The sequence below is a fragment of the Lentzea pudingi genome (assembly GCF_014646255.1).
In the GTDB taxonomy this organism is placed as follows: Bacteria; Actinomycetota; Actinomycetes; order Mycobacteriales; family Pseudonocardiaceae; genus Lentzea; species Lentzea pudingi.
In genome coordinates, this window is record NZ_BMNC01000004.1 from 156,007 (window position 1) to 175,767 (window position 19,761).

The 19,761-nt window shown below is 69.1% G+C and carries 22 protein-coding genes; 16 read left to right on the top strand and 6 right to left on the bottom strand.

Going from position 1 to position 19,761, the window contains the following annotated elements; translation table 11 throughout:
* Positions 1-4 precede the first annotated feature (4 nt).
* The 5 genes from IEY88_RS16200 (at position 5) to IEY88_RS16220 (ending at position 5,596) form a co-directional block, all read left to right on the top strand.
* Positions 5-1,372: a serine hydrolase gene (locus IEY88_RS16200; RefSeq protein WP_189155591.1), complete on the top strand. Its 1,368-nt coding sequence runs from the start codon at positions 5-7 to the stop codon at positions 1,370-1,372.
* Between the two features lie 39 nt (positions 1,373-1,411).
* Positions 1,412-1,888, top strand: a complete 477-nt coding sequence (locus tag IEY88_RS16205) for an RrF2 family transcriptional regulator (RefSeq protein ID WP_189156037.1) — start codon at positions 1,412-1,414, stop codon at positions 1,886-1,888.
* Positions 1,889-2,021: 133 nt separating this feature from the next.
* Positions 2,022-2,978, top strand: coding sequence for a type I pantothenate kinase (gene coaA / locus IEY88_RS16210; RefSeq protein WP_189156038.1), 957 nt, complete (start codon positions 2,022-2,024; stop codon positions 2,976-2,978).
* Positions 2,979-3,084: 106 nt separating this feature from the next.
* The gene (locus IEY88_RS16215) at positions 3,085-4,416 is read left to right on the top strand and encodes an FAD-dependent oxidoreductase (protein ID WP_189155592.1); all 1,332 of its coding nucleotides are present in this window, start codon (positions 3,085-3,087) and stop codon (positions 4,414-4,416) included.
* On the top strand, positions 4,406-5,596 hold the full coding sequence (locus IEY88_RS16220) for an MFS transporter (protein ID WP_229693438.1): 1,191 nt from the start codon (positions 4,406-4,408) through the stop codon (positions 5,594-5,596). Before IEY88_RS16215 ends, IEY88_RS16220 begins: the two co-directional genes overlap by 11 nt.
* Here the strand turns inward: IEY88_RS16220 and IEY88_RS16225 are convergent.
* Positions 5,593-5,994, bottom strand: coding sequence for an arsenate reductase ArsC (locus tag IEY88_RS16225; protein ID WP_189156040.1), 402 nt, complete (start codon positions 5,992-5,994; stop codon positions 5,593-5,595). The two genes, IEY88_RS16220 and IEY88_RS16225, sit on opposite strands and share 4 nt — an antisense overlap.
* 121 nt (positions 5,995-6,115) lie before the next feature.
* Between IEY88_RS16225 and IEY88_RS16230 the strand changes: the two genes are divergently transcribed.
* On the top strand, positions 6,116-6,442 hold the full coding sequence (locus IEY88_RS16230; RefSeq protein ID WP_229693439.1) for an ArsR/SmtB family transcription factor: 327 nt from the start codon (positions 6,116-6,118) through the stop codon (positions 6,440-6,442).
* A gap of 65 nt (positions 6,443-6,507) precedes the next feature.
* Positions 6,508-7,581: an ACR3 family arsenite efflux transporter gene (gene arsB, locus IEY88_RS16235; protein WP_308425987.1), complete on the top strand. Its 1,074-nt coding sequence runs from the start codon at positions 6,508-6,510 to the stop codon at positions 7,579-7,581.
* Between the two features lie 61 nt (positions 7,582-7,642).
* Here the strand turns inward: arsB and IEY88_RS16240 are convergent, their stop codons facing one another.
* Both IEY88_RS16240 and IEY88_RS16245 read right to left on the bottom strand, forming a co-directional pair.
* Positions 7,643-7,999, bottom strand: coding sequence for an ArsR/SmtB family transcription factor (locus IEY88_RS16240; RefSeq protein ID WP_189155594.1), 357 nt, complete (start codon positions 7,997-7,999; stop codon positions 7,643-7,645).
* A gap of 65 nt (positions 8,000-8,064) precedes the next feature.
* On the bottom strand, positions 8,065-9,252 hold the full coding sequence (locus IEY88_RS16245; RefSeq protein ID WP_229693440.1) for a PP2C family protein-serine/threonine phosphatase: 1,188 nt from the start codon (positions 9,250-9,252) through the stop codon (positions 8,065-8,067).
* Positions 9,253-9,344: 92 nt separating this feature from the next.
* Between IEY88_RS16245 and IEY88_RS16250 the strand changes: the two genes are divergently transcribed.
* The 4 genes from IEY88_RS16250 (at position 9,345) to IEY88_RS16265 (ending at position 12,359) form a co-directional block, all read left to right on the top strand.
* Positions 9,345-9,836 carry a MarR family winged helix-turn-helix transcriptional regulator gene (locus tag IEY88_RS16250; protein WP_189155595.1) on the top strand — a complete coding sequence of 164 codons (492 nt, stop codon included), beginning with the start codon at positions 9,345-9,347 and terminating at the stop codon, positions 9,834-9,836.
* 263 nt (positions 9,837-10,099) lie between these two features.
* Entirely contained in the window at positions 10,100-10,540 is a 441-nt protein-coding gene (locus IEY88_RS16255; protein WP_189155596.1) for an ATP-binding protein, read from the top strand.
* Between the two features lie 37 nt (positions 10,541-10,577).
* The gene (locus IEY88_RS16260; protein WP_229693441.1) at positions 10,578-11,798 is read left to right on the top strand and encodes a PP2C family protein-serine/threonine phosphatase; all 1,221 of its coding nucleotides are present in this window, start codon (positions 10,578-10,580) and stop codon (positions 11,796-11,798) included.
* 213 nt (positions 11,799-12,011) lie between these two features.
* Positions 12,012-12,359, top strand: coding sequence for an STAS domain-containing protein (locus IEY88_RS16265; protein WP_189155597.1), 348 nt, complete (start codon positions 12,012-12,014; stop codon positions 12,357-12,359).
* Between the two features lie 11 nt (positions 12,360-12,370).
* On the opposite strand, the gene IEY88_RS16270 is transcribed toward IEY88_RS16265, so the two are convergent.
* Positions 12,371-12,793 carry an ATP-binding protein gene (locus tag IEY88_RS16270; RefSeq protein ID WP_189155598.1) on the bottom strand — a complete coding sequence of 141 codons (423 nt, stop codon included), beginning with the start codon at positions 12,791-12,793 and terminating at the stop codon, positions 12,371-12,373.
* A 72-nt stretch (positions 12,794-12,865) separates the two neighbouring features.
* The gene (locus IEY88_RS16275) at positions 12,866-13,510 is read right to left on the bottom strand and encodes a carbonic anhydrase (RefSeq protein WP_189155599.1); all 645 of its coding nucleotides are present in this window, start codon (positions 13,508-13,510) and stop codon (positions 12,866-12,868) included.
* Positions 13,511-13,808: 298 nt separating this feature from the next.
* Between IEY88_RS16275 and IEY88_RS16280 the strand changes: the two genes are divergently transcribed.
* Positions 13,809-15,785, top strand: a complete 1,977-nt coding sequence (locus IEY88_RS16280) for an APC family permease (protein WP_189155600.1) — start codon at positions 13,809-13,811, stop codon at positions 15,783-15,785.
* 40 nt (positions 15,786-15,825) lie between these two features.
* Complete coding sequence (locus IEY88_RS16285) at positions 15,826-16,530, top strand: FadR/GntR family transcriptional regulator (protein ID WP_189155601.1); 705 nt, start codon at positions 15,826-15,828, stop codon at positions 16,528-16,530.
* Here IEY88_RS16285 and IEY88_RS16290 read toward each other — a convergent pair.
* Complete coding sequence (locus tag IEY88_RS16290; RefSeq protein WP_189155602.1) at positions 16,513-17,367, bottom strand: alpha/beta fold hydrolase; 855 nt, start codon at positions 17,365-17,367, stop codon at positions 16,513-16,515. The genes IEY88_RS16285 and IEY88_RS16290 overlap by 18 nt on opposite strands.
* Before the next feature lie 135 nt (positions 17,368-17,502).
* On the opposite strand from IEY88_RS16290, the gene IEY88_RS16295 reads away from it, so the two are divergent.
* The 3 genes from IEY88_RS16295 to IEY88_RS16305 are packed head-to-tail and all read left to right on the top strand — an operon-like array spanning position 17,503 to position 19,756.
* Complete coding sequence (locus tag IEY88_RS16295; protein WP_189155603.1) at positions 17,503-17,850, top strand: 2Fe-2S iron-sulfur cluster-binding protein; 348 nt, start codon at positions 17,503-17,505, stop codon at positions 17,848-17,850.
* A gap of 2 nt (positions 17,851-17,852) precedes the next feature.
* Entirely contained in the window at positions 17,853-18,764 is a 912-nt protein-coding gene (locus tag IEY88_RS16300; RefSeq protein WP_189155604.1) for a catechol 2,3-dioxygenase, read from the top strand.
* On the top strand, positions 18,761-19,756 hold the full coding sequence (locus tag IEY88_RS16305; RefSeq protein WP_308425988.1) for a zinc-binding alcohol dehydrogenase family protein: 996 nt from the start codon (positions 18,761-18,763) through the stop codon (positions 19,754-19,756). Before IEY88_RS16300 ends, IEY88_RS16305 begins: the two co-directional genes overlap by 4 nt.
* The last annotated feature ends 5 nt before the right edge of the window (positions 19,757-19,761 follow it).

A 19,761-nucleotide genomic window follows, 5' to 3' on the forward strand; every position in this document is an offset into this window, starting at 1 on the left:
CGCGATGAAGCTGGTCGCCGTCGTGTGCGCGGCTCTCACCATCGCGGCCTCCACGACGCCCGTGGTCAGTGCGGAAACCCAGCCGCTGGCGGAGCGCCTGCGCCTGGCGATCCTCGCGCAGGACTTCCAGGACGTCATCGACCTGACCCCGCCGGCCACGGGACCGGCGGAGCAGCGGGAGAAGGACCACCCCTCCGCCGCCGAGCTGATGAACCGGGTGCGGGCACCTGCCCCCGGCGCACCGTTGCACCAGCCCCCGAACCTCGACGTGGCGGTCATCGAGCTGGACCAGGCCGGCCGCCCGGGACTCGCCGCGAACGTGCTGTTCAGCCCGCAGCACCCGGACGGCGTGGTCGTGCCGGTCCGGGCACTGTCGACCGACCAGGTGCGCTACCGCTGGTGGAACAACGCGGAGTGGGACACCAACGGCGGCAGGGGCACGCGGGACGTGCTGCCGGGCAGGGAGACCGCGCCGATCGACTTCTCCTCGCCGTACCCCGCGTCGGTGCTCAAACTGCTGGTCGGCTTCGGCGTCCTGCGCCTGGTGGACCAGGGCAGGATCGACCTCGACGCCGACTACGCCTACGACCCGGACCCACCCCGCGCGGCGTGCGGCGGCCGGTCGGTGAAGAAGGTCCGGCAGCACTTCGACGAGATGATCACCAAGTCGCAGAACGAATCCACCTGCGCGCTGGTGAAGCTGCTCCACGACCTGAACGCGTGGGACCACGTCAACCGCACGTTCGCGGACCTGGGCATGCCGACGCTGATGCTCACCGGCACGATCCGCGGCAACGGCGGCGACTGGGGAGGCGCGAACATGAGCGCCCTCGACACGGCCAAACTCCTGCTGCTGCTCAACGGCGGCCCGGACGTGCTGTGGACGACGAACGCGGGCGCACCGGTGACCGCCGGCGAACTCTCGCCGTCGTCGCGGACCTTCTTCCTGAGGACCCTGGCGGACCAGGGCCACAACGAGATGCTCTCCACGCCGAACTGGTGCGGCCGTGACTACCCGGCACAGGGCATCCCGCAACAGGTACCGCAGCGCTGGATCGGCCCGGACGGCACCGTGAAGGTCGGCGAGGCGATCTACGACCGCGACGTGAGGCCGTGCAACGAGGCCGCCGAGGTGACGTTCGCGCACAAGACCGGCTGGACCGCCAACGCGGGTTCCGACGCGGGCATCGTGAAGTCGTTGCCCGGCAAGGGCAAACGCGACTACATCGTGGTCGTGTTCGGAAACCTGGGAATGGACTACGTCGACGCGGCCCGGCCGGCCGACGTGCCCGGCGTCTTCCCCGTTCTGTACACGCAGAAGTACGCGCGGCTGGGCAAGGAGATCGACACCATCATGATGGGGAAACGTTGACGCTCGATGTCCAGGTTGCCTAGCATCGAACCGGTGCGGATGAACCAGGGTGTCGAGTGGGCCGTGCACGTGCTGCTCTCCCTCGCGTGGGTCGACGACGACCGTCCGGTGAGCACCGCGGCCCTGGCCGCGAGTTACGACCTTCCGCAGGCCTACCTGCACAAGCAGCTGCAGGCACTCGCCAGGGCGGGTCTGCTCGAGTCGCTTCCCGGCGTGCACGGCGGTTTCCTCCTGGCGCGGCCGGCGGAGAAGATCACCTTGATGGACGTCGTCACCGCGATCGAGGGCCCGGAGCCCGCGTTCAAGTGCACGGAGATCCGCAAGAACGGCATGGGGGAGAACGCCCCGAAGAGCGCCTTCCGCCGGACCTGCGCCGTGCACGGCGCCATGCAGCGCGCCGAGCTGCGGTGGCGCCAATCCCTGGCGTCGCAGACGATCGCCGACATCAAGGAGGAAGCGGAAGCCCACGCACCCTCCGCCGCCCGCATCGCGAAGCAGGCCTACGGACGGGTGTGAGCGCCGGTCCGGGTGGTTCCAGCGGAGCTGACGTGGTGGTCAACCTCACCCCGTCCCCGCACCTCGGTGCCGCGTGGCTTGGCAAGACTGGGGTGGAACACGTGCACCTGATGATCGGGGGACAGGGTTGTCCATCACGGAACTGGCCGCGCAGGAGCGCACGGCGGCCGGCCACTTCGACTTCAGCAGGGCCGAGTGGGCCGCGCTGAGGCAGTCGACGCCGATGACGCTGACCGCGGAGGAGCTGACCGATCTGCAGGGCCTCAACGAGGCGCTGTCGGTGGAGGAGATCGAGGAGGTCTACCTCCCGCTGTCGAGACTGCTGAACCTGTACGTCGTCGCGACGCAGGGCCTGCACCACGTGGCGAACGACTTCCTCGGCCGCGAGCCCGTCAAGTCGCCGTACGTCATCGGGATCGCGGGCAGCGTCGCGGTGGGGAAGAGCACCACGGCGCGCGTGCTCAGGGCGTTGCTGTCGCGGTGGGAGAACCATCTGCAGGTCGCACTCGTGACCACGGACGGCTTCCTCTACCCGAACGCGGTGCTGCGCGAGCGGAACCTGATGGACCGCAAGGGTTTCCCGGAGAGCTACGACGTGCGCCGGCTGATCCGCTTCCTCGACGAGATCACCTCCGGGCACAGCGACGTCGAGGTGCCGAAGTACTCGCACCTCGTCTACGACGTGCTGCCCGACGTGGAGAGGATCTCGACGCCGGACATCCTCATAGTGGAGGGCCTGAACGTGCTGCAGTCGTGGACCGGCAGGACCGAGGACGCGCCGTCGAGGTTCGTGGCCGACTTCCTCGACTTCACGATCTACCTCGACGCCGACCACGACCTGATCAGGCAGTGGTACGTCGACCGGTTCCTCACGTTGCGCCGCACCGCTTTCCGCGATCCGGCGTCGTACTTCCACAAGTACTCCCGGCTGTCGCTGCGGGAGGCGCGCAAGACCGCGCTCGACATCTGGGACCGGATCAACAGCCCGAACCTCGCGCACAACATCGCACCGACGCGGTCGCGGGCGCACCTCGTGTTGCAGAAGGGACCTGACCACCGGGTGGATCGGGTCCGATTGCGCAAGCTGTAGCCCGTCACGGCTGAAGCATCGACCAGCGTCGATGGTTGCTTCGATCGATCCCTGTCGATACAGTCCGACTCGTTGATTTGAAGTTCTTCGATTCAAGGAGCGTGTCGTGAGCGAGTTGCCAGTCGTCGTGGTGGGTGCCGGACCTGCGGGTTTGTCCGCGGCGGCGCATCTGGTCGAACGGGGCGAGCGGGTGCTCGTGCTGGAGGCGGGCGATCGTGCCGGTGCGGCGGTGTCGCAGTGGAACTACGTCCGGCTCTTCTCGCGGTGGAGCGAGCTCGTGGACCCGGCTGCGGAGCGGCTGCTCGCCGCGGCGGAGTGGGCACGCCCCGACGGCGACACCTACCCGACCGGCGCGGAGTGGGCGGACCTCTACCTCGCTCCGCTCGCCGGCGTCCTGGGCGACCGGGTGCGGTTCGGCGCGCGAGTGGTCGGTGTCGCTCGGCGTGGGCGCGACCGGGTCGTGGACGCCGGTCGTGAGGACGAGCCGCTGACCGTGCACGTCCGGACCGGCGAGGCCGAGGAGCGGATCTCCGCTCGTGCGGTGATCGACGCGTCCGGGACCTTCGGCTCGCCGAACCCGCTGGGCGGCGACGGTCTGCCCGCGGTGGGGGAGAAGGCCGCGGCCGCGCGGATCGGCTACCGGGTGCCTGATCTCGGTGCTGAGCGCTCCCGGTACGCGGGCAGGCGGGTCGTGGTCGCGGGCAGCGGGCACTCGGCGCTGACCGCGTTGGTGGTGCTGGCGGAGCTGGCCGAGCAGGCGCCCGGTACGAAGGTCGTGTGGCTGTTGCGCCGCGGTGCGGTCGGCAACGTCTTCGGCGGCGGCGAGTCCGACCAGCTGCCGGCGCGTGGTGCTCTGGGGTCGCGGGCTAGGAAGGCGGCCGAGGCCGGGTACGTCGAGACCGTCACCGGGTTCCGCACCTCGGCGGTGGAGCGCGGCGAGGACGGCACGCTGTCCCTGGAGTCGTTCGACGGCCATCGGGTCGAGGGTGTGGACGAGGTCGTGGTGCTGACCGGGTTCCGGCCTGACCTGTCGTGGCTGTCGGAGGTCCGCCTGGACCTGGACCCGGTGTTGCAGGCGCCGTCGAAGCTCGCCCCGCTGATCGACCCGAACGTCCACTCGTGCGGCACCGTCTACCCACATGGTGAAAACGAGCTGCGGCACCCGGAGCCGGGTGTTTACCTGGTCGGTATGAAGAGCTACGGGCGTGCGCCGACGTTCCTGTCGCTGACGGGCTACGAGCAGGCTCGCTCGGTCGTGGCCGCGATCGCCGGTGACCACGAGGCCGCGAGTCGCGTCGAGCTCGTGCTGCCGGAGACCGGGGTGTGCGGAGGTGCGGGCGTGTTCGACGCGCCGCAGGAGCAGAAGAACAGCGGTGGCTGCTGCGGAGCGCCGGAGACGGTCGACGTGGCGATCGGCCTCGCGCCCGGTGCCCGCTGACACCGCGACGGCGCGGCCCGGCCTCGGCGCCGGGCCGCGCCGCGTGCTGATCGTCCTGTGCGTCACCGAGATCATCAGCTGGGGCGTGCTCTACTACGCCTTCCCCGTGCTGCTGCCCACCATCAGCTCGGACACCGGCTGGTCGTACGCGGCGATCACCGCCGGGTTCTCCGCGAGTCAGATCGTCGCGGGCCTGGTCGGCATCCCGGTCGGCAAGCTGCTCGACCGGCATGGTCCCCGCGCCGTCATGACCACCGGCTCGGTCGTGGCCGTGCTCGCGCTCGTCGCCCTGGCGAGCGCGCGTTCGCCGGCGTTGTTCACCGCCGCGTGGCTGCTGGCCGGAGTCGCGATGGCCGGGGTGTTCTACGCTCCCGCCTTCGCCGCGCTGACCCGGTGGTACGGGCCGCGCCGGGTGTCCGCGCTGACCGCCCTCACCCTGGTCGCCGGCCTGGCCAGCACCGTGTTCGCACCGCTGACCGCAGTGCTCGACGACCACCTCGGCTGGCGCGGCACGTACCTCGTCCTCGCCGGACTCGTTGCTGTCACGACGATTCCGCTGCACCTGTTCGGCTTGCGGCTGCCGTGGCCTGCGGTCGAGCACGAGACCGCCCACACGCCGTCCGCGGTCGCGCGCAGCAAGCCGTTCCTGGTGCTGGTGGTCGCGATGAGCCTGGCCGCGTTCAGCGTGTACGCCGTCGTGATCAACCTCGTGCCGCTGCTGACCGGACGCGGCATGACGACCTCGGCCGCGGCGATCGCGCTCGGTCTGGGCGGGATCGGTCAGGTGCTCGGCCGTCTCGGTTACGCCAGGCTCGCCGCGAAGACGTCGGTGCGCACCCGGACTCTGCTGATCCTCCTGCTCAGCGCGCTCGTCACCACCCTGCTCGGCGTGGTGCCCGGCCCGGCGCTGCTGCTGATCACGGGTTCCGTGCTGGCCGGGGTCACGCGCGGGATCTTCACGCTGGTGCAGGCGACCGCGATCACCGACCGCTGGGGCGCTGTCCACTACGGACAGCTCAACGGCCTGCTGACCGCACCGGTCATGCTCACCGCCGCCATCGCGCCGTGGGCGGGTAGTGCCCTAGCCGCCGTGCTCGGCGGCTACCCGGCGGTGTTCGTGGTGCTGGGCGTGATCGGAGTGCTGGCGGCCGTGTTGTCGACCGCCAGCGTGCCGCGCTAGCCGAGCAGTTCGGCCACCAGGCCGCGCACGCGGCGGTCGATGTCGTCGCGGATGGGCCGCACGGCGTCGATGCCCCGGCCCGCCGGGTCGTCGAGCTGCCAGTCGAGGTAGCGCTTGCCGGGGAAGACGGGGCAGGTGTCGCCGCAGCCCATCGTGATCACGACGTCGGAGGCCTCGACGTCGGAGGTGGTGAGCTTCGAGGGCACCTCGGCGGTGATGTCCAGACCCCACTCGGCGAGTGCGGCGGCAGCGGCGGGGTTGACCTTCTCGGCGGGCTCGGAGCCGGCCGAGCGCACCGCGATGCGGCCCATGCCGTAGTGCTGCAGCAGTGCGGCGGCCATCTGGGAGCGGCCCGCGTTGTGCACGCAGACGAACAGCACCTCGGGAGTGGCGGACACGGTGTTCTCCTTCTTCACGGCTTGATCTCGGTCAGCAGGTCCTCCTTGGACCAAAGTATGTCGATCCAGATCACACTCGGTGTATCGACTTTTGTCAATCCAAGCCGCTATGGTGCTCGTCATGACGAGCCCGGACCAGACGCTGCTCGACTCGGCGACCGCCGCACGCCTGTTCAAGGCCCTCGGCGATCCGATCCGGGTCGAGCTGGTCGGCCTGGTGCGCCGGACCGAGGGTCAGGAAGCGTGCTTCTGCGACCTGGCCGACCAGTTCGACATGCCGCAGTCCTCGCTGAGCCACCACCTCAAGATCCTCGTGCGGGCCGGCGTGCTCAGCCGCGAACGTCGCGGCACGTGGAGCTGGTACCGCATCGACAACGCCGCCATCGACACCCTCGCCGCCGTGCTCGCACCGGGAGGACCGCTGCGCGACAGCAGCGCCTGCTGCTGACCCCGCCCCCGAGTCACCGATGTCCGTCATCGGGTGGTGACGCTTGCCAGATCCAGGAGAACCTGTTGAGCACCAAGGAAACCGCGGCACCGGACGTGCTGCGCGAACTGTCCTTCCTGGACAGGTTGCTGCCGGTGTGGATCGGCGTCGCCATGGTCGCCGGCCTGCTGCTCGGCCGCTTCGTCCCCGGCCTGCAGGGCGTGCTCGACGCGGTCAAGATCGGTGAGGTGTCGCTGCCCATCGCGCTCGGCCTGCTGCTGATGATGTACCCGGTGCTCGCGAAGGTCCGCTACGACAAGCTCGACACCGTCACCCGCGACCGCCGCACGATGGTGTTGTCGTTGGTGCTGAACTGGATCCTCGGCCCCGCGCTGATGTTCGCGCTGGCGTGGATCTTCCTCGCGGACCTGCCCGAGTACCGCACCGGCCTGATCATCGTCGGCCTCGCCCGCTGCATCGCCATGGTCATCATCTGGAACGACCTCGCCTGCGGCGACCGCGAAGCCGCCGCAGTCCTCGTGGCACTGAACTCCGTGTTCCAGGTCGTCATGTTCGGCGTGCTCGGCTGGTTCTACCTCGACCTGCTGCCCGGCTGGCTCGGCCTCGACACCACCGCGGTCGACTTCTCCGCCTGGGAGATCGCCCAGTCCGTGCTGATCTTCCTCGGCATCCCGCTGCTGGCCGGCTACCTCAGCCGCAAGCTCGGTGAACGGTCGCGCGGCCGGGACTGGTACGAGTCCAGGTACCTGCCCCGTGTCGGCCCGATCGCCCTGTACGGCCTGCTGTTCACGATCGTCATCTTGTTCGCCCTGCAGGGCGAGACGATCACGAGCAGGCCCCTGGACGTCGTGCGGATCGCGCTGCCGCTGCTGGTGTACTTCGCGATCATGTGGGCCGGGTCGTACGCGCTGGGCAAGGCGTCCGGGCTGTCGTACGAGCGGACGACGACGTTGGCGTTCACCGCCGCCGGCAACAACTTCGAGCTCGCCATCGCGGTGGCGATCGGCGTGTTCGGCGTGACCTCCGGCCAGGCGCTCGCGGGCGTGGTCGGCCCGCTGATCGAGGTGCCGGTGCTCGTCGCGCTGGTCTACGTGAGCCTGTGGCTGCGCCGTCGCTGGGTGGCCCGTGATCGAGTCTGACGTCGCGGTGATCGGCGGTGGCTGAGCGGTCGCGAAGATCTCCGCGACGCGGAGCTGACGCTCACGCCGAGACGGCACGCCGTTCACCGGCGACACTGCTCAGCACCGCGGCCATCCGATCGATCGTCTCCGGCCGCGCCCGGTAGTACACCCACGTGCCCCGCCGCTCCGAATCCACCAAACCCGCCTGGCGCAACAACTTCAGGTGGTGCGAGATCGTCGGCTGCGACAGCTCGAACGCCGGCGTCAGCTCGCACACGCAGACCTCGCCGTCCGGACGCGAGGCGATCATCGACAGCAACCGCAGTCGCACGGGATCACCGAGCGCCTTGAACATCACCGACAGCTCCGCCGCCTGCGCCACGGCGAGCGGCTCCTCCGACAGCGGCTCGCAGCAGTCCGGCTCTTGCTTCGACATCTTTCAATACTGACCCGTCTCCCCCTCCGGTGCAAACACGACATTGACATGCGTGACGAGCCGGTTCAGCCGCTGGAACCGGTGGTTCCGTGCCAGTCCAGGCAGAGGACCATCGCGTCGTCCGTGACGGTCGTGGTGGTGCGGTGCCTGGTGAGCTGCTGGAGGATCTCGCGGGGGACCTGCGCGGCGGGCAGCAGACGCGTCAGGTTGATCGCGCGGGCCAGTGCGCGTTCCCCGTAGCGTTCGCCGGCGGGGGAGGCCACGTCGTACACGCCGTCGCTGACGAAGATCAGCCGGTCGCCTGGCTGGACGTGGAAGTCCTCGCTGGCGTACTGGGTGTCCTCGAACATGCCGAGGGGCAGTTGCTCCTCGAACGTGATGGTCTCGATGGTGTTGCCGCGCTGGCGCCACATGCGGGGCGATCCCGCGTCGATGACCTCGACGCGTCCGGTCGCGAGCTCGAACCGCAGCAGGAGGACCGCGAGGTGCAGGCGGCCCGCGTGCTGGCCGTAGACCGCCTGGTCGGCCAGTGCGGCCTGGTCGGCGAGTGGGATGCCGGCGCGGCGGGCGTTGCGCAGCGCGTTGATCGCGAGGTTGGTCAGCAGTGCGGCGTCGATGCCCTCGCCCATGCCGTTGGTGACGGTGAGCGTGAGGTGTTCGGCGGAGGTCGACCAGTCGAAGTTGTCGCCGTAGATGGCGTAGGCCGGTTCGAGCTGGGCGCCCAGGTCGTACTCCGAGCGCTTGCACGATCGGCCGGGCAGCAGTTGCCACTGCATCTCGGCCGCGAGGGTCAGCCGTGCCGCCCGGCGGGCTTGCAGGTACAGGTCGGTGTCGCGTTCCGCGACGACGATCTCGTGGCCGAGGGCCTGCGCGACCTTGATCAGTTCGGCCAGGTCGTCCCGGCCGGGTGCCTCGGGCAGGGTGACGGAGAGAACCCCGAGGCGGTCACCGCGGACGGTGACGGGCAGGTGCGCGGTCGCCGAGGCGTCGGCGTGGCGTTCGACGAACTCGTGCTGGGCGCCGAAGGCCTGACCAGGGGTGCTGCCGTTCACCGGGATCGGCCGGCGGGTGTAGGGCAACTCCGAGACCTGCTGCAGCATGGTCAGCGCGTAGTCGGCCAGCAGCAGGTCCACCGAGTTGGCCCGGTAGAGCTGTCTCAGGTGTCTGCGTGCGATGTTGAGCAGGTCGTGCGGTGCTCCGGCACGGAGAGCCTCCTCGACGACGAGATATCGGTTCACTGCCGGTGCGGCCACGAGGCGCCTGCCTTCTGTCGATAGGTGTCGATCATGCAGCGCGGACGCGGCCGGACATGACACGGAATCCCGGGAGTGCGACAGTGGGAGCTGTGAACCGGATTCGGCCGCACGCCACAACTGACGACGTACTCCAGGTTCTCACTCATGTGGTCGAGCAGATCGAGGTGATGTGGGAGCGGAGCAAGGAGGTCTCGCCCGCCCCGCTGTCGGTCTCGCAGCTGCGGGTGATGTTCGTGCTCGAAGCGTCCGAGGGTGCCAACCTGCGCACGCTCGGCGAAGCGCTGGACGCGGCCCCGTCGTCGGTCAGCCGCCTGTGCGACCGGCTGCAGGCGGTCGGGTTCCTGGATCGTGATGTGAGCTCCACGAGCCGTCGCGAGGTCGAGCTGACGTTGAGCGATCGCGGCCATTCCTACCTGCGTGACCTGCGTGAGCGGCGCCGGGAGCACCTCCGCTCCGTGGTGGACACCCTGCCGGCGTCGGCCAAGTCCTCGCTGGTCACAGGGCTGAGGCAACTGCGTGACGCGGCCCCGGTGGTGCACCACCTCGACGAGGGTGAACGGCCCGGGACGCAGTCCGCCTGACCTCCCGATCGCCATCCTCGTCACCTGCCACATCTTCTGCTCCGCACCACGCGTGTGCCGCGCTCGTGTCTGCTAACGTTTGTCGTGCGACAATAGTTTAGTGGTGAGGGCATCTTGTCGTGATCGTGGACACGGCGACGAGGGAGGATGCTGTGCGCGACTCCTCGGCGTGGCCGTGGAACTCCGAGCTGCGGTCCGGACAGGGTGAACTGTGACCCCGCCCCGGTCCGCGCGTGCGCCGATCCCGCGCCGGAACTGGCCGCATGCGGCCCGATGACCCACTCGTTCAGACGTCACCGGGCGATCCCTTGCGGACTCGTCAGGTCCGGTCCGGGTCGGACCTCCTCGCCGCACGGCAGGCCGTGCGGGCGGCGGCCGTCGAGGTGGGGTTCGACCTCGTCGGACAGACGAAAGTGGTGACCGCGGCGAGCGAGCTCGTGCGCAACGCCTACGTGTTCGGCGGTGGCGGCACGATGGACATCACCCCGGTCGTCATGTCGAGCGGGCGCCGCGGACTGCAACTGGACGTCAGCGACCACGGACCAGGAATCTTCGACGTGGAGGCGGCACTCGTGGACGGGTTCAGCACCGGCGCGGGGCTCGGGCACGGGCTCGGCGGGGCGCGCAGGCTCGTCGACGAGTTCCACATCGACACCGAGGTGGGCAGAGGGACCACGGTCACCGTTGTGAGGTGGGCGCCGTGACGGCACCAGCTCTCGCGCCACACCGGAGCTCGGCAGCATGACGGCTGACCGCCACGTCGTCTCCGCTATGGCTGACGACGTCCACGCTCTGAGGGCACAGATCCGGTCGCTGTGCGACGCGTACGACGTGCCCGTCGAGCTGCGGGGAAGGTTGGTGCTCAGCGCCACCGAGCTGGTCCGCGACCGCCTCGCCGTCGAACCTTTCGCCGTTCGGGCCGTGCTCAGGACCGAGCCGGACGGCACGACCACCACGCTGGTCGTGACCATGCCCCTTGTCGCGCCGCTCGATCCCGTCCGGCCGCTGGGCCTGCCTCTGCTCCCCGATGTCTCGGACGCTCCCGAGGCCGTGTGGCGGTTGCCCGCCAAAGCACACCAGCGCAAGGGTGAGGTGACGGAGCTGAACGACGACCGGAGTGCGACCGAACTGGAGCTGCGCGCCAGCCTGGCCCGCGTCGACGCGCTGGAACGCCAACACGTCCAGCTCAAGCACGAGCTGTCCGAGACCAACAGCGGCGTGGTCGCCATGTTCGTCGAACTCGAAGAACGAGACGAACAACTCCGACGCGCACACGCCGTGATCTTCCGCGAGCTCGAGGACGCCCTGCGCCCGCCGCCGCCCACCGTTCACGGTGTCGAGCTCGGAGTGCACTACCAGCCCGCAGATCCGGACGCTCCCACGGGAGGCGACCTCTACGACTGGTTCGTCCTCCCGGACGGCACCCTGCAGATCACCATCGTCGACGCCATCGGCCACGGCGTCACCTGCACCCGCAACGCCCTCCACGTCACCCACACCATCCGCACCCTCACCCTCGACGGCCACCCGTTCGACCACCTGGTGCGCCGGGCGGGCGAGATCAGCGACGGACTGATGGCCACCGTGCTGATCGCCCGGCTGAACCCGGACACCGGCGCGCTCCGCCTCGCCGGCGGCGGCCACCCGCCCGCACTGCTGGTTCCCGTCACCGGCGAACCCGCGTACCTGCCCGCCAAGGGCCGCGGGGTCGGGTTCCCCAACCCCGGCAGCATCGGCATCCACCACAGCGTGCTCCACCCAGGGGACCAGCTGCTGCTCTACACCGACGGCCTGGTCGAAAGCCGTGGCGACGTGGACGAAGGGGAGCACCGCCTCATCCGCGCCGTCCAGGCCCACGGCGGGCAGCCCCTCGGTCCAGCGCTGTCCGCCGTCGTCGGGGACATGCTCGACATCGTCCGGTACACCGACGACACCCTCCTGCTCGGTGTGCGTTTTCGTTGAGCGGCGCGCGCAGTGCTGAGCGCACTTCGCCGATCGACCGGGTTCACTGTCTGGTGTGGACGGTGCGCCAGCGGCCGCTCGGCGTCACCACGGGTGGCCACGTTCGTCGCGGGCTCCGCCGGTGGAATCGCGTCGTGCGCGCAAGGCTCACCACGTGGTGAGCACGGCGAAATTCATCATGTCGGACCGATGGCCGAGTCCTACCCTGGAGGTATGACCTCCCCTGCAGGTGACTTCCGGGTCACTGCCGCCCATACCTCTCAGACGCTGGTCATCACGGTGTCAGGAGAGCTGGATTCGGCGACGGCCGGCGAGCTCGCGGAGCACCTGGACCGGGTGGCGGCCGGGTCCGGCCCGCTGGTCGTGGACATGACGGGAGTGACGTTCTGCGACTCGTCCGGCCTGAACTGCCTGATGGCCGCGGTGGCGCGCGACGTCGATCTCCGGATCATCGGCTCTCGCCAGGTCCTGAAGGTGCTGCGCCTGGCCGGTGTGATGCACGCGGTGACACTCGAACCCTCCGTGGCGAGAGCGATCGGCAAAGCCGTCGGAGCCGACTAGGTCCGCGGCGTTCACACGACGCTGAGCATGCGGCAGTTCATCTGAGCCCACACGATCTTGCTCTCCACCTCCACGGTGCAGCCCCAGTCACTGGCGAGCTGCTCCACCAGCACCAGACCGCGACCACGTTCCCCGCCCAGCCGCGATGTGCCCAGGAGCGGGAGATGCAGCCGGTCGCCGTCTTCCACCTCGATGTGCACTGTCGGCGCGTTCGGCAGCAGGCACAACCGCAGGTGCATGGGCGGCCGCCCGTGGTCGAAGGCGTTGCTGACCAACTCGGTGACGAGCAACTCCGCGTCCTCCACGCAGTTGTCGTCGGCGTTCACCAGCGCGTGCCGGACTGAGTGCCGCAGGTCCGCCAGTGCTGGTGTGGCGCCGGTCGTCAAGCCCACGTCCAGCAGCAGCCTGCGATCCACCTCGGAAGAGCTGGCCATGGGTCCTCCAGACTTCCGACAACCAGATGCTGTCCTGGATACCCGTTCACAACCGCCGTCAACACTTCGAGATCAACGAATCAGAGGTGGAGAGGCGGAGTCCAGGCCACGGGCCGCCACGAGTCGGGCGCTGCCGTCGGCGAGCCGGTAGCACAGGCCGACCACGGCCGTCTTCCCCGCGGTCACCCGTTCGGCGAGCAGCCGGGAACGGTCGAGCAGCAGGTCGACGGTGAGGGTGACGTGCTCGGCGAGGATCTCGTCCGCGTGCAGGCGCCCGGCGGCACGCGCCGCCAGCACGCTGGGCGTCACCCGTTCGACGACGTCCCGGATGTACCCGGCCGGCAACGCGCCGTCGTCCAGTGCGGCGCACGCGGCAGCGACCGCGCCGCACGCGTCGTGGCCGAGGACCACGACCAGCGGGCAGTCCAGCACCTCCACCCCGTACTCGACGCTGCCGAGCACCTCCGCGCCCACGACGTGGCCTGCCGTGCGCACCACGAACAGGTCGCCGAGGCCGCGATCGAAGATGATCTCGGCGGCCAGCCGCGAGTCCGAACACCCGAACAACACCGCGAACGGACGCTGGGCCGGTGCGATCTCGGAGCGGCGTGTCGCGTCCTGGTTGGGATGCTCGGGCGTGCCGGCGACGAAGCGGCGGTTGCCCGAGAGCAGCAGTTCGAAGGCTTCCCGGGGCGTCGGGGAAGTGAACTCGGTCATGGTCACAGCCTAGGTGAGGCAGTCGGCTGTCGCGCTTTCCGCCGAACGGGATCGTGCGCGCGGACGGTGTCGAGAAGTCACGAACGCACGAGGTGATCTGACGGTCCACTGTGGTCATAGCGTCGCGGATCGGTGCGGCGGCCTTGCCCGGATCGTGGCAGCGGGGAATCGAGGCCGTGAGGTGATCCTCATCTTTACGCGATCCTTACGCCTGAGGCCCCGTTCTTTTACACAGGCCGGACTTCACGCGAAGTTGACTCGCTCCCAAATGACTCATCACTCGCGCGGGGGCTCTGGCATGACCGAAACATCGCAGTTCGCGATACCCGAACGCGTGGACAGCCCGGTTCGGCCGGCTGCTCCCGCGACGGGGCTCGGGCGGTGGTTGTTGCGGCACCGGGTGCAGCCGGTGGTGGGGCCGGAGAGCAGCGAGGCGCACGCCGAGCCGCAGTCCTGGTGGAAGGTGATGTGCCTGACCGGCGTGGACTACTTCTCCACGCTTTCGTACCTGCCCGCCATCGCGGCGCTCGCGGCCGGTGCGGTGTCACCGCTGGCGACGTTGCTGATCGTGGCGCTGACGCTGCTGGGCATGTTGCCGATGTACCGGCGGGTGGCGAAGGAAAGCCCGCACGGGCAGGGTTCGGTCGCGATGCTGGAGAACCTGCTGCCGTTCTGGCGCGGCAAGGTGTTCGTGCTGGTGTTGCTGGGGTTCGTCGCCACGTCGTGGATCATCACGATCACGTTGTCCTCCGCGGACGCGACCGTGCACCTGCTGGAGAACCCGTACGCGCCGGGCTTCCTGCACGGCCACGAGGTCGCGGTCACGGTCGTGCTGCTGCTGGTGCTGGGCGGGGTGTTCCTGCTCGGGTTCAGCGAGGCCGTCGGGGTGGCCATCCCGCTGGTGGCCGTGTTCCTCTTGCTGAACGCGGTGATCGTGGTCGCCGGAGTGGTCGAGGTGCTGGCCGAGCCGGTGGTGCTCGACCGGTGGCTGGACGCGCTCACGTCGACCGGCGGTGGCGTTGTCGGGCCGGCGATCCTCGCGTTTCCGTTGCTGGTGCTGGGTTTGTCGGGCTTCGAGACCGGCGTGAGCATGATGCCGCTGGTCGCGTCGAAGGGCGCGTCGGCGGAGGAACGGCTGCGGGACCGCGTGCGCAACACGCGCAGGCTGCTCACGGTGGCCGCGTTGATCATGTCGGTTTACCTGGTCGCCACGAGCTTCGTGACCACGGTGCTGATCCCGGCGGAGGAGTTCAAGCCCGGTGGCGAGGCCAACGGACGCGCGCTGGCCTACCTCGCGCACGGACTGCTCGGCGACGTGTTCGGCACGGCCTACGACATCAGCAGCATCCTGATCCTGTGGTTCGCGGGCGCCTCGGCGATGGCGGGTCTGATCAACATCGTGCCGCGGTACCTGCCGTCGTACGGCATGGCGCCGGAGTGGTCGCGTGCGGTGCGGCCGGTGGTGATCGTCTACACGGCGGTCTGCATCCTCGTCACGATCATCTTCAACGCCGACGTCAACGCCCAGGCGGGCGCCTACGCCACCGGCATCCTGGCGATGATGGTGTCCGCATCGGTCGCGGTGATGATCTCCGCGGTGCGGCGCCGGCAGAAGCCCGCGGCGGTGGCGTTCACCGTTCTCTCGCTGGTCCTGCTGTACGCGTTGGTCGAGAACGTGATCGAGAAGCCGGACGGGCTGACCATCTCGCTGTTCTTCATCCTCGGCATCGTCGCGATCTCGCTGGTGTCCCGCGTCACCCGCACCACCGAGCTGCGGGTGGAGCACATCGAGTTCGACGAGTCCGCTCGCCGGTTCGTCGCCGACACGCTCGCGCACGACGGCGCCGTGACCATCATCGCCAACCGCCGTCAGGCGGGTGATGCCGCCGAGTACGCGGAGAAGGAGGCCGAGCAGCGGGGGATGAACCCGGTGCCGGGAACGGCGGACGTGATGTTCCTGGAGATCGACGTGGTCGACCCGTCGGACTTCAGCGAGGTGCTGCAGGTGCGGGGGGTGGAGGTGGACGGCCACCGGATCCTGCGGGCGGGCAGTCCGGCCGCGCCCAACGCCATCGCGGCGATCCTGCTGGCGCTGCGCGACTGCACCGGTGTGCGGCCGCACTGCCACTTCGCCTGGAGCGAGGGCAACCCGCTGGGCCACCTGTTCCGGTATCTGCTCCTCGGCCGCGGCGACACGGCTCCGGTGGTGCGGGAGATCATCCGGGCGAGTGAGCCGGACCCGGAGCGGCGGCCCGGCATCCACGTCGGAGGCTGACGCGAAGGCAGGCGACGCGTTCTGTGAAAAGCTGCCGCGCATGACGTCGGTTCCCGAACGCATCGCCGCCGATCTCGAGACGGAGATCCTCGCCCGGAGGCTGGACTCCGGTGCCCGGTTCGCGTTGCGCACCGAGCTGATCGAGCGGTTCGCGGTCAGCGCCAACGCGATGAACGAGGCGTTGCGCATTCTGCGGGAACGCGGCGTCGTCACGGTCAAGCCGGGGGTGCAGGGCGGTGTGTTCATCGCGCAGCCACCGCCTCAGGTCCGGCTGGGCGTGATCGACCTGTGGTTCCGCGGCCTGTCGGTGGATGCTGTGGACCTGTTCGAGGCGCGGTCGGTGCTGGAGGACGGTTTCGCTGCCGTCGCGGCGGAGCGAGCGACTCCGGAGGACGCGCGCGATCTGGAGTGGGCGCTCGAGGAGCTGCGCGACCGCAAGCAGGACCCGAGGCTCTACCTCGAAGCGAACATGCGCTTCCACGGTGTCATCGCTCGTGCCGCGCGAGTCCCGGTGCTGGCGAACGTGTACGAGTCGATCATCACGCTGATGCGCGGCGCGCTGGTCCGTGCCGAGTTCGCGGTTCCGGACCCGAGTGCGGCACTCGACCGCAACGTCGAGGTGCACGCGCTTCTGGCCAGGGCGATCATCTCCCGCGACCGCGAGGCGTTGACCGGCGCCCTGGCCGCTCATCGGACTGATCTCGTTCGCCTCGCTGAGCCTTCGCGATCACCTGGGCGCGCGTGACGCCTCCGCGGCGGCCGGGGACAGGAAGTCCTCCAGCATCGCGACGAACCGCGCGTTCTGCTCGATCTGCACCCAGTGTCCACATTGGGCGAAGACGTGGAGCTGGGAGTTGTCGAGCAGTTCGTTGAGCCACAGGGACGCGGACAGTGGGATGACACGGTCGTCGCGTCCGTGGAAGATCAGCGTCTCGTGCTTCAACGACGCGATCACCTTGTCGGGCAGAGCCAGTGCGTTGACGCCGTTCTGCCGCGGAGCGGGGAACATCGCGGAGTAGGCCTCGTGCACGCCGGTGCGTGTGGCCGCCGCGAGACGTAGTCCGGCGAGATCGTCGTGGATCTTCGAGGTGTCGTAGGTGAAGACCCTTAGAAGTTCCCGCATCGCCTCCAGCGACGGTTCGAACCCCCACACGGCGTCGAGTCCGGGAGTCAGCTGGAACCGCACGCCCGCACTGCCCATCAGGACCAGGCGGTCGACCCGCTCGGGAGCCGCGGCCGCGAGACGCAGTGCCAGCGCGCCCCCGAAGCTGTTGCCGACGACCGACACCTTCGGGACGTCCAGCACGTCGAGGAACTCGATCAGGTGGCGGAGCCACGTCTCCGGTCCGTAGGCGACGCCCGGCGGGCGCTCGGTGTAGCCGAACCCGACGACGTCGGGCGCCAGCACCCTGTGCCGCCGCGACAGCCGAGGCAGCACCGTCCGCCAGTTCGCCCAGGCCGACACCCCGGGGCCGGAGCCGTGGACGAGGAGGACGGGAGGCCCTTGGCCGCGGTCGTGGTAGTTGGTCGCCACCCCGCCGACGTCCACGGTCCGGCCCACCTCTTCGCTGGCTGCGCTCATGAGCCGGATAGTTGCACAACTTTATGGAAGGTTTTAAGAAGTTCGAACTTGAACTACCCCATCGAACGGATTTAGGCTGCCCGTGATCGCTGGAAACTTGTGCAAGTTTTGAGGTACCTCCCCGGGAGGCGTGCAATGAAGGCAGTCCGCGTCGTGCCGCACGACATCGAGGTGTGGGCGCGACCGGGCGAGTCCGTGGTGGACGCGCTGCGCAGGTACGGCTGGCGAAGTCCGTACAAGTGCCGTCGTGGCGGTTGCGGCGCCTGCCGGGCACAGCTGCGCGCAGGAGAGCTCCTGTACCCGCGCGCTGTCGCCGACTCGGTGCTGAGCGCCACCGAGCAGGCGGCCGGTGCATGCCTGCCGTGCCGGGCGGTGCCACTCACGGACGTGGTGATCGACCTCGGGTCGCAACCGCTGCGCGCGGTGCTGGCGAGCTCCGCTCCTCACAAGAATCCCGACCCCGCAGAGCAGGAAGGACCGTGACGATGGCCGTCATCAGACTCGGCTACGTGCATGTTCGTGTCACAGACCTGGCCGAGGCACGGCAGCACTACGAGCAAACGCTGGGCATGGACACCGTTCACGAGGAGAACGGCAGGACGTACCTGAAGTCGTGGGATGACGACGACCACCATTCGGTGGTGCTGGAGGAAGGCGGCGTCGGACTCGTCAAGTTCGGCTACAAGGTCACCGACGACGGCACGCTGGAGACGATCGAGTCGAAGGTCAGCTCGTTCGGCGCGTCCTGCGAGCGCATGTCCAAGGGCGACAACGCCGGCGTGGGCGATGGTCTGCGCATCACGTTGCCCTCCGAGCACGTGCTGGAGCTCTACTCCGAGGTCGAACGCCTGGGCACGAAGGTCGGCAAGCTCAACCCCGACCCGTGGCCTCGCGACCTGCGCGGCATCGGCGTGCCCCGGATCAACCACGCGCTGGTCACCACCGAGGACCCCGCGCTGCTGGAGCGCTTCTTCCGAGACGTGCTGTCCTTCCGCCCGGCCGAGCGGCTCGTGGCGGGCGACGAGGACTCCGACCTGGTGGGTTCGTGGATGTACTGCGGTGACCAGCCGCACGACATCGCCTTCGTCAAGGGCGCCAACGGCAAGCTGCACCACTTCGCCTACGAGATCGACGACTGGAGCGCGCTGCTGCGGGCGGGCGACATCATGTCGATGGACGACGTGCCCATCGACTTCGGACCTGCCCGGCACGGCATCACCCGCGGCGGCACCATCTACTTCTTCGACCCGTCGGGCAACCGCAACGAGGTCTTCGCCGGCGGGTACCGCACCGGCCCCGACTTCCGCCCCATCACCTGGACGATGGACCAGGCCGCCCGTGGCATCAACTACACGCACCGCGAGATCGACCAGGACTTCCTGCGGGTGGTCACGTGAACCCGGCCTCTGCCGCGACCATGCGTGCCGCCGTGCTCGACGCTCCTGGCCCGCCGGAAGCGTTGACGCTGAAGAACTTGCCCATCCCGGAACCGCAGCCTGGTCGGATCCGCATCCGGGTCCGGGCGTTCGGGCTGAACCGCTCCGAGTTGTACACCAGGCAGGGACTCTCGGGCGACGCCGTCACCTTCCCCCGCGTCCTGGGCATCGAGGCGGTGGGTGTCGTCGACCTCGATCCGTCCGGCAGGCTCTCCCGCGGTCAGCAGGTCGCGGCCATGATGGGCGGGATGGGCAGGCAGTTCGACGGCGGCTACGCCGAGTACATCTGCGTGCCGGAGACGTCCGTCATCCCATTCAGCTCTGATCTCGACTGGGCGGTCCTGGGCGCTGTTCCCGAGATGCTGCAGACCGCACACGGTTCACTGACGACGGGCATCGGCCTGAGAAGTGGCCAGAGCGTGCTCGTGCGCGGTGGTACGTCATCGGTCGGGCTCGCGGTGGCGTCACTGGCGAAGAAGCTCGGCGCGACTGTGCTGGCGACCACCCGTGATCACGCCAAGACCGGCCTGCTGCGTCAGCACGGTGCCGACCACGTGCTGATCGATGACGGCGCGATCGCCGCCCGGGTGCGCCGTCACTTCCCCGAAGGCGTCGACGGTGCGATCGAGCTGGTCGGCACGAGCTCACTCCCTGACACCCTGCGTGCCACCCGCGTGCAGGGAACCGTCTGCTTCACGGGCATGCTCGCAGGGGAGTGGACGATTCCGCAGTTCTACCCGATGGACGTCATCCCGCAAGGAGTGCGCCTCACCGCCTACGCGGGAGAAGCCCACAACCTGGATGCGGGCGTGCTGCAGGAGTACCTCGACGACGTTGCGGAAGGGCTGCTGCGGGTTCCTGCTGGGAACCGCTACCGTCTCGAGGACATCGTCCAGGCCCATCACGACATGGAGGCGAACCGGATCGGAGGCAAGGGAGTCGTTCTCGTGTGACGCTT

Excerpts from the sequence above, each read along its gene's own strand:
- IEY88_RS16300 (WP_189155604.1), top strand. The coding sequence starts at position 17,853 with ATGGCCGTCATCAGACTCGGCTACGTGCATGTTCGTGTCACAGACCTG.
- IEY88_RS16240 (WP_189155594.1), bottom strand. The coding sequence starts at position 7,999 with ATGTCGAAGCAAGAGCCGGACTGCTGCGAGCCGCTGTCGGAGGAGCCG.
- IEY88_RS16200 (WP_189155591.1), top strand. The coding sequence starts at position 5 with ATGAAGCTGGTCGCCGTCGTGTGCGCGGCTCTCACCATCGCGGCCTCC.
- IEY88_RS16295 (WP_189155603.1), top strand. The coding sequence starts at position 17,503 with ATGAAGGCAGTCCGCGTCGTGCCGCACGACATCGAGGTGTGGGCGCGA.
- IEY88_RS16280 (WP_189155600.1), top strand. The coding sequence starts at position 13,809 with ATGACCGAAACATCGCAGTTCGCGATACCCGAACGCGTGGACAGCCCG.
- IEY88_RS16270 (WP_189155598.1), bottom strand. The coding sequence starts at position 12,793 with ATGGCCAGCTCTTCCGAGGTGGATCGCAGGCTGCTGCTGGACGTGGGC.
- IEY88_RS16230 (WP_229693439.1), top strand. The coding sequence starts at position 6,116 with ATGACGAGCCCGGACCAGACGCTGCTCGACTCGGCGACCGCCGCACGC.
- IEY88_RS16260 (WP_229693441.1), top strand. The coding sequence starts at position 10,578 with ATGACGGCTGACCGCCACGTCGTCTCCGCTATGGCTGACGACGTCCAC.
- IEY88_RS16275 (WP_189155599.1), bottom strand. The coding sequence starts at position 13,510 with ATGACCGAGTTCACTTCCCCGACGCCCCGGGAAGCCTTCGAACTGCTG.
- IEY88_RS16265 (WP_189155597.1), top strand. The coding sequence starts at position 12,012 with ATGACCTCCCCTGCAGGTGACTTCCGGGTCACTGCCGCCCATACCTCT.
- IEY88_RS16255 (WP_189155596.1), top strand. The coding sequence starts at position 10,100 with ATGCGGCCCGATGACCCACTCGTTCAGACGTCACCGGGCGATCCCTTG.
- IEY88_RS16205 (WP_189156037.1), top strand. The coding sequence starts at position 1,412 with ATGAACCAGGGTGTCGAGTGGGCCGTGCACGTGCTGCTCTCCCTCGCG.
- IEY88_RS16285 (WP_189155601.1), top strand. The coding sequence starts at position 15,826 with ATGACGTCGGTTCCCGAACGCATCGCCGCCGATCTCGAGACGGAGATC.
- IEY88_RS16290 (WP_189155602.1), bottom strand. The coding sequence starts at position 17,367 with ATGAGCGCAGCCAGCGAAGAGGTGGGCCGGACCGTGGACGTCGGCGGG.